The sequence below is a fragment of the Pontibacter sp. HJ8 genome (assembly GCF_054824225.1).
The window spans coordinates 1-11,307 of record NZ_JSYF01000008.1 but is presented as its reverse complement, the minus strand read 5'-3'; the positions used below and the strand labels follow the sequence as shown (position 1 = coordinate 11,307).

Below are 11,307 nucleotides of genomic sequence, written 5' to 3'. Positions count from 1 at the left end.
ATTCTTAACAGACAGATGGACGTACTCAAAAGAAATAATGTACAGGTAAGTGGCACCGGCAAACAAGCCATGGTCTTTGCACATGGTTTTGGATGTGATCAGAATATGTGGCGTTTTATTACGCCGGCTTTTAAGAATGAATACAAGCTCGTGCTTTTTGACCATGTGGGAGCCGGCAAGTCAGACACGACAGCCTACAGCAAGATGAAGTACGAAACACTGGAAGGGTATGCCGATGATATACTGGAGATATGCCATGCCCTGGATCTGCAGCAGGCCATTTTTGTGGGCCATTCTGTCAGCGCCATGATCGGGCTGCTGGCGGCCCTGAAAGAACCTGACCGTTTCGAAAAGCTCGTGATGATCGGCCCGTCTCCCTGCTACATTAACAGCGAAGGCTATACCGGCGGCTTCTCGCGGGCAGACATTGAAGAACTGCTGGAGTCGCTGGACAGCAACTACCTGGGCTGGTCTGCCGCCATGGCACCCGTGATCATGGGTAATCCCGACAAGCCGGAACTGGGGGAGGAACTCACCAACAGTTTCTGCCAGACCAATCCCGAGATTGCCAAACACTTTGCCCACACAACCTTTCTTTCCGATAACCGTGCTGATTTAAAGAAGCTGAAGACAAAGACGCTCATCCTGCAATGTTCCGAAGATGTGATCGCCCCGATGGAAGTAGGGGAGTATGTGCACCGAAACATAACAGGAAGCGAATTGAAGGTGCTCCGGGCGACCGGCCACTGCCCCAACCTGAGCGCACCCGAAGAGACCATAGCTGCGATGAGATCATTTATAGAGAAAGACTAACGAGTCGATGGGAAAGCTGGATGACATAAACCAGGAAGACTTCAAAGGCCTGATAACAGAAAGTGTTGAAGACCTGTATGAGAATGCTCCGTGTGGTTATCTCTCCACTTTGCCCGACGGTACCTTCGTAAAAATAAACCGGACATTCCTGAACTGGGTCGGCTACGATGCATCGGAGCTCCTGTTTCAGAAGAAGTTTCAGGACCTGTTGCCCATCGGGGGAAAGATATACTATGAAACGCACTTCGGGCCTTTGCTGCAGATGCAGGGCTTCGTGAATGAAGTACAATTCGATATCAAAGGCAGGCAGGGACAGTCGCTTCCGGTCCTGGTCAATACGATCCAGCTCAAAGGCGAAGACAACAAACCGCTGCTCCACCGTACCACTGTTTTCAATATCACCGACCGCAGGAAGTACGAGCAGGAGCTGTTGCGGGCAAAGAAAGAAGCCGAGGCCGCTACCCGCGTGAAAGCCGAATTCCTCTCTACGGTCAGCCACGAGATCCGGACCCCGATGAACGCGATCATCAGCATTGCCAATCTCCTGCAGGAAATGAAGCATACGGGAGAGCAGGAAGAGTACTTCCGGATCCTCAAGCTTTCGGCCGACAACCTGCTCCACCTCATCAACGACATCCTGGACTACAGCAAGATCGAGGCCGGCCGCGTGATGTTGGCAGAAAGAAGCCTGAACCTGCGAGAACTCATCTCGGCCCTGCTCTATAGCCTGAACATAACGGCCGAAGAAAAAGGGCTGACGATCCTGAAAGACATTGATGAAAAGCTCCCGTCCCATGTTCTGGGAGACCCTGTCAAGATCGGGCAGGTGCTGACCAACCTGCTGAGCAACGCGATCAGGTTCACCGAAAAGGGGCACATAGCGCTGCAGCTGCAGGTGCAGGAGCTGACCGACGCAGAAGTGTCTGTTGATTTCCATATCAAGGACACAGGTATAGGTATACCGCAGGACAGGCTCGGGAAAGTGTTTGAGGAATATACGCAGGCAGATTACGAAACGAACCTCAAGTATGGCGGGACAGGCCTGGGGCTCACCATCAGCCAGAAGTTGCTGGCCCTGTACGGCAGCAAACTGACCGTGAAGAGTGAAGTAGGAAAAGGCTCAGATTTCAGCTTCAACCTCCGCCTGAAGCTCGCGAAAGACTCATCTCCCAATAAAGAAGGTATAGCATGCCCTCCGGAAGCCTCCCTGAAAGGCGTAAAGCTGCTGCTTGTAGATGACAACCCGATCAATGTGCTGGTCGTGTCCAAGTACCTGGAGAAATGGGGAATTGATTTTGATGTGGCCGAAAATGGGGCAGAGGCAGTCGCGAAGGTGCGGCAGCGGGCCTACGAACTGGTGCTCATGGACCTGCAAATGCCGGGTATGGATGGGTATGAAGCGACTTCTATCATCAGAAATTCAGGAGAAGAGAAGTACAAACGCTTGCCGGTTATTGCGCTCTCGGCATCTTCCAGCGTCGATCACAAAGACCGGATGGATGCTGCAGGTATAAACGACTTTGTGAGCAAGCCTTTCAAAGCGGAAGTACTACAATCCAAGATAGCGTTTTATACCCGTGGCCTCACCCCGAACGCACCGGAAGCGGCAGTTGCTCCGCAAGACCCTGTGCCGGTAAGCCAACCTGCGCCGGATGCCCCCGCCTTTGTACTCGAAACTTTTGAGGAATTGCTGGAGGGGAATCAGGAGGATCTGAAAGAATTGATCCGGATGCATCTGGTGAATTTTGAAAGCTACAAAACTGAATTCTGTTCGGCACTCAAAGCCTGCAATCTGAAAGAGTATAACTTCTGCAAACACAGAATCAAAATAACGCTCGAACTGCTCGAAGCCCACAAACTGGAAAATGCAATCTCAAACGGAAGAGACCTTCTGCAAGCCGGTGTGGAAGACAAAGACCTGATCGAAAGTGCCTGCCGAGACATCATCCGGGAGTTCGATGTGGTGATTCTTGGGCTGCAAGAAATTCTCCTGAGCCGCTGGCCCGACACTTTATCCCCAGGCACTTCTTCCTGACTCTATACGCACCCAGGTATAGGTATAGGTATAGGTATAGGTGTAGGCGTTTGAGAAGGACGCTTTCCGCTTTCACAACCCGGACCTGATATCAAGGAGCTATACCTGCTCTTTCGAACCCCTGGTACGAAACCAGTCATCCACCCAGAACACCACCAGGCCAATGCCCGCCCCGATAAGCGTATCCAGTACCCGTTCCTGGGCCGAGAAAATGAAATCATCTGCCCGGGTCGCTGTTGCGATCGTGAGGGCAACCGGTGTGATGAAGATAAGGGCCAGCCCATAGTTCTTGACCACCACAACCTCAATGGCAAACTGAAGCAGCATAATGATCAGGACTATCCAGAAACCGGAAGGCTCCGCCTGGTAGAGCAGGAAAAAGATGAAAAGGCCCAGAATGGTGCCCAGTATGCGGTGGAAAGCCCGGATTGTGGTATTGCGTTTGTTGTGGCCCACCTGCAGGACGGCAATGGCCGGGATGATCACCCAGTAGGAGCGGTCGGCTTCCAATCCCAGCCCGACAATGCTGCCGATCGCCACGCCCACGATTACCCGAAACGTAATCATCCTGGCTTTCGGATCGAGCCGGAAACGGGAGTTGAGGAGCGGATAGTCTGACACCTGATTTTCGCGCCTGCGCACCGAAGGGACCAGCAAGGGAGCGATCGCCACGAGGTAAGCCAGGGTTGCCCCCAATGCCACCAACAAAGGTATAGCCAGGTTATTGAGGTTGGATCTGGCAGGATCGTTGTGGGCCGCTATATGACCCGTGACGGCGCAGACCAGGACGAACATCAGCGGCCCGGGCGCGCCTATACTTGCACCCAACGTGAAGATGCAGGCCATAGCGGCCACTACGATGAGGCAGGCTATGTAGAGCCATACATTGACCGAACACAGGACACCCAGCAAGGAAACAAGTGCAAACCCGGCTACGATCATGGGAAGAATGCGCACCCGGTCGATGCGTCGCATAGAGGCGCAGTAGAGCGCGGTAAAGCCGCCCAGCGATGCGATCAGCCCATAGGACTGGTAACCAAATAAGGTGAAAGAGCCTGTAATGAGGCCCATCGCCAGCGCTGCCTGTACGCCAACAGACCATCGCCAGGGCCCTTCATTGAGAGAAACAAGACTTTTGAGCGCCTGGCCGGTCTTCTGTTTTATCATGGTTGTTTTGTTGCAGCTATCCCTAGCACTAAGGTAGCTAAACAGGAGTTGAACCCCGAAGGTTGCCCTGGATAAAAACCTTGTGCAACGCCAACTCCCTATATAGCGTAAGTCACACTCAGAGCAATAACAACACATCAACACGTAGCGTATGTCATATCTTTTTCAGGATTGGGAGGTTAACAAGGGGAACATCAAAGGCAGGATGGTTATGTTTTTATTCCGGCTGGCACGCCCTGCTTCGCTAAACAACAAACTCCTCCGGATTCTCTGGCTTCCATACCTGGCCTTTTACAAGGTGTTCGTAGAATGGTTCCTCTGTATTGAGCTTCCGCACTGGACGCAGGTAGGCAAGAATTTTTACCTGGGACACGGGCAGGCCCTGGTCGTCAACGGTTGCAGTGTGATTGGCGACAACTGTTTTATCCGCCATTCGACCACGCTGGGCAACATTCGCCGCGAAGACGGCTCATATACAGGGTCGCCTGTGCTGGGGAACAATGTGGAGCTGGGTTCGAATGTATGCATCATCGGTGAAGTCCGGATCGGAAATAACGTCCGGATCGGGGCGGGATCGGTTGTAGTAAAGGACATACCCGATAATTCCATCGCCGTCGGAAACCCGGCCCGTGTGATCAGAACCCTGACGCCTCCTGAGCAACAGCAGCAACTGAAAGAGCCGAAGCCTGAAATGTTATCCTATACGGGAGCCTGAAAGCGCCCTGCACCAGGCGGCAGGTATAGGGCTGCCCCGCCAAATTCCGTTAAACTTTCCGCTATACCTTCCCATACCTGCTTTCAAACTGGAGCCAAGTGGTTGCTATAAAGTGAATTGGACACTTTTTGGCAGGTATAGCAACCGCAAACCAGTTGTTTATTTTGTTTCTGAGCCCTCAGCTGGTTAAACCAACCGAAAACCTCTGCATTTTATTTTCAGTAAAAGGGGTAAATCAGAAAGAACAGGTATAACTATGAACCCATTTGATTCTCCGGATAAACTCAACTCTATCTTCATAGACCAGATAAAGGGCTATGCCATTTTTGCCACTGATGTAAACGGGATCATTATGACCTGGAACAAAGGTGCGGAAAAGGTAAAAGGGTATACCGAAGAAGAGATCATCGGGCAGTTTTATGGAATCCTGCACCCGGACGAATACCAGCATGCCGGCAAACCGGTGCAGGAATTGCAGCAAGCCTTGCAAAATGGTGCTTATGAAGCCGAAGACTGGCGTAAACGCAAAGATGGTTCGCTTTTCTGGGCCACTGTTATCTTAACGCCCATTTTTTCGGACGACGGGGAGCATGTTGGGTTCACAAAAGTTACCGGTGACATTACCCGGCAAAAAGAGTTACAGGATAAACTGGCCGACCGGCAGCAGAGTGCCTTGGAGCATAAAAATACCGAACTGCAGCGGATTAACCTGGACCTGGATAATTTTATTTATACCGCATCGCATGACCTCCGGTCTCCGATTACCAACATCGAAGGCTTGATGACATTCTTGAAACAGGATTTAAAAGAAGCAGGCTGCCTGAGTCCCCAAACCGATGAGATTTTGCAGCGTGTCGTCAATTCGGTTGACCGCTTCAAGCAAACCATCAAAGACCTGACCGAAATCAGCCGGCTGCATAACGAAAACAGTGAAAGCGCCGCAGATGAAATCATCAACATCCAGGAGGTATACCATGACATTTTAGCAGACCTGGGCTACCCGGGCAGAAACAAAGGAGTTTTCATCAAAGCCGATTTCCAGGTGCACCAACTGATGTTTTCGAAAAAAAATTTCAGAAGTATCTTGTTCAACCTGATCAGTAATGCCCTTAAATTCCGGTCCCAGGAGCGGGATTGTATCATCGACATCTGTACCCGGTTGGAGGAACCTTATGTGAAATTAACGATCCAGGACAATGGCGTGGGGATACATACGCGTCATCATGAGCAGCTGTTCTCCATGTTCAAGCGATTCCATGACCATGTGGAAGGCACGGGAATCGGACTATACATGGTCAAAAGAATGGTCGAGAATGCCGGCGGGAAGATTGAAGTGGAAAGCGATGAAGGAGTCGGTACGAAATTTGAGTTGTTTTTAAAAGCGGCTGTATAATTTTCCTACAACGCCGGATCAACTACACACCCTATACCTTGAAAGAGCAAAACGAAGTGAACACAAACCCGGGTAACCGGCAACAGCCCGCTACTGTACTGGTGGTAGATGATGATGAAAACTGGTGTTTTATTGCCAAAAAACTTTTGCAGAAAGCCGGGGTAGGGCAAGAAATCATCACGTCTAAAAACGGGCTGGAGGCGTATCAGCTTTTACGGGCGATCTCTGAGAAAGGAGAGAAGATGCCGGATATGATCTTTCTGGATATAAAAATGCCGGTGATGGATGGTTTTGGCTTTCTGGATGAAGTAACTAAATCAGCGGAGCTGGATCTGCGCCATTCAAAAATCTTTATCTGCAGCAGCTCGCTCCACCCCAAAGACAAAGAGCGGGCGCTGCTATACCCTGTCGTTGATTTTATCACAAAACCCCTCACCCAGGAAACATTAGACGAACTTCTGAAATCAAACCCATAGCTCCGGGAGGAGTTGGTCAGGTATAGCTGCGCCAGGTATAGGTATGGTAAACAACCTTTCAGCCCGAGCTGGAAGGTTGTTTTGTTTGATGCAGGTTCGAATTCCGGGTATAATTTAATCCTGCCATCTTCTGCACCATTCGGCTACGAGGAAAAATCTTAAATTTATATTCCAACAAAATTTTGGACTTTGCCGTTAGAGATGAAATGCACGTCAGCTGGCATCGGGGCGATAAAATGGCTTGCGGTATGGCATGTGCCATCAGAGATTAAACCTGTTGGCCTCTTTTCAAGCAAACCATTTCATTTTTCAATAAATAACTTATCGCTATGAAACACTTTAAACTCCTGACGACAGCAATTGCCTTCTCGTTATTTCTCCTGACAGGTTGCGAAAAAGAGAGCGACAGATCAGGTACCCCCATCGCTTTAGAGCAATCAAGCCAGCTATCCGTTTCTGTTCACGATAGGATCAGCCAGTACCGTGCTTCGTTGCCTGCCGGGCTTGAGGAACAACTCAAACAACGGTCAGCTATTTTGTTAGAAACCGACCCGCAGTACCGGGATATGGTTCGCAGAGCGCTGGCTATAGAACCTACTCCTTGTGATTCGGATACGCCCATGAACCTGTGGCTGGATGAGCAACTGGCTGACTGGAACAATGAAGTCATAGGCTATGTGCTCGACTTTGCGATGCTGGATTTACCAACCTACGACGCACTTATCTTCGAAAACAGCTCCCGGAATCAATATTTTGGTGTGAATGGAGAATACACGCAGCAGCTTACCAAAGCTTTTAAGGATCTGCAGCGGTTCTGGAATGTTCCATCCGATGAGATTGTACTGGCAGCGATGCACGGAAACATGTTGCTTGACCGGGATAAGGTGATCAGAACGTATGTCGCCGTATTTGGTTTAGACCCAGCCACAGCTGCAATATTTGCCGACATCGTTGTCACATTGGCTGATGAAATTCCGCAATACCGGGATGGCAACCATCCTATATTTACGTTTAACGCCTTTGCTCTGAACGGATTCAACTTCCCGCCCTATGGCGTTATTCCGGATAAGATCATCATGGGGGACGGAATCATGGAAGCATTTGGTGCCTTAGGCTATGCGGATATCGCACCGCAGGCCATATTGGCACATGAATTTGGTCATCAGATCCAGTTCCATCTGGACCTGTTTGCGGATGAGAGCAGCCCGGAAGCTACCCGCAGAACCGAGCTGATGGCCGATGCGTATGCGGCCTACTATCTTTCCCATGCAAGAGGCGCTTCCATGCAATGGAAAAGGGTGCAACAGTTTCTGGAGGTGTTTTTCAATCTGGGGGATTGTTCCTTTGCCAGCAATAACCACCACGGAACACCCACGCAAAGAATGGCAGCTGCCGAATGGGCTTATAATCTCGCAAACGATGCGCAGAAACAAGGCCATATCCTGACCAGCGAGGAATTTGCCATACTTTTTGATGCGCAACTTTCCGAGCTCGTCATGCTTTAGAATAGAATGGCTAAGTAAAAGAGCTGCCGTAGGACAAATGTCAAATTCAACTTGGTGCAGCTCTTTTACTTTACTTAAACTGCTCAGGAATTTAAACAAACTATTCGTGCACTCTTAAGGCTATACCCTCCCAGTCTGATGGTATCAGGTATGGCTTAGTTGTTTTATGGATTCTCTTTTTCGGGTAGGAGAGGTTGAGGCGATCGGCTTTTGTTGAAACCTCGTGTGGGTAAAGAGCATAAGGTATAGCATAAAAAAGCCTCTCTGAAGAGAGAGGCTTTTTAAGTATAGCTGTCCTTACAGGTTTAACCTGTAACGTTACACATCCGTATTCCTGCGGGGATCATCAGGGTCTGCTTTGCGTCGTGGGTCGTTCGGATCTAATTTTTCGATATCCACTTCCGTATTGCGGACAGTACCGCGAATGGTTTCATCGCGTTCTTCCACCTCTTTGTTCAGAGACACTTCTTCTACTACACGCGCTTCCTTGTCTACTACCGGCACTTCAGCACGTTCTGTGATCTCGATATCTCCTTCTTTGAATTTATTGATATCTGCATCCGATACCGGACGATCAACTGGTCTGCGCTCCACATGCACATGTTCTTCCCGGAGGTTGATCCGTTCTTCTACCGGTCGCTCCACAATACGGGTTCGCACGTTTACGCTTCCTGTTTCTACCTCTTTTTTACCTATCTCCATGTTCTCTTTGATGATAGGGATAGTTTTATCCCCTTCAGGGGTAGAAGTCGGAGGAGGGGTAGGACGGTTACGGTAGAACTTGTCTTCGTTGTAATACTCATCGTTATAAAATTCATCGGCAGTATCTCTGTCCCTGTCCGTCATAGCGGCACCCGCGGCTGCTCCGGCAGCACCTAAGCCTGCAAAAGTATTGCGGATCGACATTTCGGTGTCACGGTTCAGGTTATCCTTGTCATACAAAGGCAAAGACTGGAGCTGTTCGGCCGTTACATTTGGTAAAATCACATCGTCGTCCGAATCATGTAACTCAGCCAGACCAATAGGTATAAGTACATCGCGGGGTTCCAGATCCAGTACGTTACCTTCCAGGTCAAGAACAATGTATCGTACTTTTCGGGACTGAGGATCGAATAATAGCTCATCTACTTCTCCGATGGTGCGTCCCTGCGTATCCTTCACAGTCCAGCCTTTGATGTTGGGTTCCCCTTCTGCGATCTTGAAATCGCTACCGCCTAACTCCTGTAAGCGGTTGATCTCATTATAATTATCGTTTGTGTTCATAGTCTTAAAATTTTAGTGCTAACTCATTAGCTTCGTTATACCTTTGATAACTTTGGTTATACCTTATAATACGCGATATAAAATGCTCGGTATAAAGCAATTACGTTTTATTGGCCCGTGCTCCACCTATTTGCTGCGGCGTGCCACGATCTCCACGCGCCTGTTCTGCTGTCGCCCTTTAGCAGTTGCGTTCGATGCGACTTGATCTGCCTCGCCAACCGGATGTATCGAAATCATATCATCGCTGAACTTCCCATTTTTAACGAGCCAGTTGCGCACAGCTTCAGCACGCTTTTCGGCTAACTGCTGGTTGTAATTGGCACTTCCTTTGGCATCGGTATAGCCATAGATACGGATCCGCCCATTGGTGAAACGCTGCCCGAGGGAGTTGGCAACCTGCTGTAATTTCTGTTCGGCTCCGGAACGGATAGCGTCCGAATCGGTGTCAAAAAGTACGGTCTCATCCAGGCTGTAAATTGCATACTCATCATTGCCTCTAACCGTAACGTCTTTATCGGTAATTTCTCCGTAGGTAGCTGCAGGTACATCTCTGTTGATGTTGTTCCAGTCCGCGTCGGTTTCAGTTTCAGTTGTGGTTGCTGTTGCAGCGGCGGTGGTATCAGTCGTGGTAACTTCACTTTCTGTCACGTCGTCTTGGTTGTCGCAGCTTCTTGCTAAAAATAGTATTATTGCAATAGCAGCAAGCGCAAGTAATAACCATATCCACCAGGGACGGCTAGTTTTGGGTTCTACATTTAAATCAGCCATTTTTATAAATTTTGGTTTGAGAAATAATTAAATATTATCTAAAAAATTTTTAGTTTAGATTGGCTTGATGTACGCTTCAAAAAGATTTTTTGTTATAAAGGGCAGTTTTGTAGAAGTTTACTGGGCTGCTTCGTTCAGGCAGTCGAAACTTACAGCTACAGGGAAACTTTGTTTTTATGCCAAGACTCTTTGTAATGACCATATGAGCTGCGACTCTGAAGGTATAGGGAAGAGGTAGCGTTGGGAGGAGTGTGTTTAAACTTTAATTGGATAAAATGAAGAAATTTTAAGCATGTTCTTCTGGTTAGATCTTATCGATGGGGCAGCATATTGACGCCTATACCTGCAGCTTCAGATTCTAGGTAAATGTGCTGGCAGGAGGTGCAGGTGCAGGAGAAGATTTGGGCAGTTCGTTGGGTACCGGTATATACTGAAGGGAAATAGTAAACTCCGTCCATTCCCCTTCCTCTGTAGTTACACTAAGTTCGCCTCCGTGCCCCTTCGTGATGATATCATAGCTAAGAGAGAGCCCTAAACCCGTTCCCTGGCCGGTGGGTTTGGTAGTGAAGAAGGGCTGGAAAACTTTGCGCTTTACATTATCAGGTATACCTGTGCCGTTGTCCCGCACCTTTAGCTCTACTTTTCCGTTTTTGATCCCGGTACTGACCAGCACCTTAGGCTCATATCCTTCGATTCCCAACTGCTGCTTTTGCTGCACCGCGTAGAAGGCATTGTTGAAGAGGTTGAGCAGCACCCTGCCCAGTTCCTGTGGCGCCACCTCCACCAGCTCCAGCTTCGGATCATAGGAAGTGCTGAGGGTGCATTCAAAAAGTTTCTCTTTTGCCCGTAACCCATGGTAGGCCAGGCGCAGGTATTCATCTGCCAGGGCATTGAGGTTGGTTAACTGCTTCTCGCCGGAACTGGCGCGGGAGTGCTGGAGCATGTTCTTGACGATGGCATCGGCCCGCCTGCCGTGTTGGTGGATCTTGTGCAGGTTTTGGTTCAGGCTGTTGAGAATTTCGGCTGTTTCCCCTTTTGTTTCTTCGGGCAGCTGGCGCAAAGGACCCTCTTTCAATTCCTCTACCAGATCGAAACTGAGCTCCGAAAAGTTGTTGACAAAGTTCAGGGGGTTCTGGATTTCATGGGCAATGCCAGCCGTAAGCTCGCCCAAC

Annotated in this window: 10 protein-coding genes; 6 read left to right on the top strand and 4 right to left on the bottom strand. The window is 49.4% G+C overall.

All coding sequences use genetic code 11. The features are described from left to right. Both OB13_RS00505 and OB13_RS00500 read left to right on the top strand, forming a co-directional pair. Window positions 1-813 (top strand): alpha/beta fold hydrolase, encoded by an 813-nt coding sequence (locus tag OB13_RS00505; RefSeq protein ID WP_461488179.1) that lies wholly within the window; start codon window positions 1-3, stop codon window positions 811-813. Between the two features lie 7 nt (window positions 814-820). Continuing rightward, complete coding sequence (locus OB13_RS00500) at window positions 821-2,848, top strand: response regulator (RefSeq protein ID WP_461488178.1); 2,028 nt, start codon at window positions 821-823, stop codon at window positions 2,846-2,848. 99 nt (window positions 2,849-2,947) lie between these two features. On the opposite strand, the gene OB13_RS00495 is transcribed toward OB13_RS00500, so the two are convergent. Next, complete coding sequence (locus tag OB13_RS00495; RefSeq protein ID WP_461488177.1) at window positions 2,948-4,015, bottom strand: FUSC family protein; 1,068 nt, start codon at window positions 4,013-4,015, stop codon at window positions 2,948-2,950. Between the two features lie 151 nt (window positions 4,016-4,166). On the opposite strand from OB13_RS00495, the gene OB13_RS00490 reads away from it, so the two are divergent. The 4 genes from OB13_RS00490 (at window position 4,167) to OB13_RS00475 (ending at window position 8,104) form a co-directional block, all read left to right on the top strand. Then, entirely contained in the window at window positions 4,167-4,730 is a 564-nt protein-coding gene (locus tag OB13_RS00490; protein ID WP_461488176.1) for a serine acetyltransferase, read from the top strand. Between the two features lie 256 nt (window positions 4,731-4,986). After that, on the top strand, window positions 4,987-6,123 hold the full coding sequence (locus OB13_RS00485) for a sensor histidine kinase (RefSeq protein WP_461488175.1): 1,137 nt from the start codon (window positions 4,987-4,989) through the stop codon (window positions 6,121-6,123). A gap of 38 nt (window positions 6,124-6,161) precedes the next feature. After that, window positions 6,162-6,599 (top strand): response regulator, encoded by a 438-nt coding sequence (locus tag OB13_RS00480; RefSeq protein WP_461488174.1) that lies wholly within the window; start codon window positions 6,162-6,164, stop codon window positions 6,597-6,599. A gap of 329 nt (window positions 6,600-6,928) precedes the next feature. Then, window positions 6,929-8,104 (top strand): M48 family metalloprotease, encoded by a 1,176-nt coding sequence (locus tag OB13_RS00475; RefSeq protein WP_461488173.1) that lies wholly within the window; start codon window positions 6,929-6,931, stop codon window positions 8,102-8,104. A 318-nt stretch (window positions 8,105-8,422) separates the two neighbouring features. Here the strand turns inward: OB13_RS00475 and OB13_RS00470 are convergent, their stop codons facing one another. The 3 genes from OB13_RS00470 to OB13_RS00460 all read right to left on the bottom strand — a co-directional run. Then, window positions 8,423-9,367: a DUF2382 domain-containing protein gene (locus OB13_RS00470; RefSeq protein ID WP_461488172.1), complete on the bottom strand. Its 945-nt coding sequence runs from the start codon at window positions 9,365-9,367 to the stop codon at window positions 8,423-8,425. Between the two features lie 126 nt (window positions 9,368-9,493). Beyond that, window positions 9,494-10,015, bottom strand: a complete 522-nt coding sequence (locus OB13_RS00465; RefSeq protein ID WP_461488171.1) for an OmpA family protein — start codon at window positions 10,013-10,015, stop codon at window positions 9,494-9,496. Between the two features lie 478 nt (window positions 10,016-10,493). After that, the coding region (locus OB13_RS00460) for a sensor histidine kinase (RefSeq protein ID WP_461488170.1) at window positions 10,494-11,307 on the bottom strand (814 nt) is incomplete at its 5' end.

Coding starts and splice junctions, on each gene's coding strand:
- OB13_RS00490 (WP_461488176.1), top strand. CDS start 4,167: ATGTCATATCTTTTTCAGGATTGGGAGGTTAACAAGGGGAACATCAAA.
- OB13_RS00470 (WP_461488172.1), bottom strand. CDS start 9,367: ATGAACACAAACGATAATTATAATGAGATCAACCGCTTACAGGAGTTA.
- OB13_RS00500 (WP_461488178.1), top strand. CDS start 821: ATGGGAAAGCTGGATGACATAAACCAGGAAGACTTCAAAGGCCTGATA.
- OB13_RS00495 (WP_461488177.1), bottom strand. CDS start 4,015: ATGATAAAACAGAAGACCGGCCAGGCGCTCAAAAGTCTTGTTTCTCTC.
- OB13_RS00485 (WP_461488175.1), top strand. CDS start 4,987: ATGAACCCATTTGATTCTCCGGATAAACTCAACTCTATCTTCATAGAC.
- OB13_RS00475 (WP_461488173.1), top strand. CDS start 6,929: ATGAAACACTTTAAACTCCTGACGACAGCAATTGCCTTCTCGTTATTT.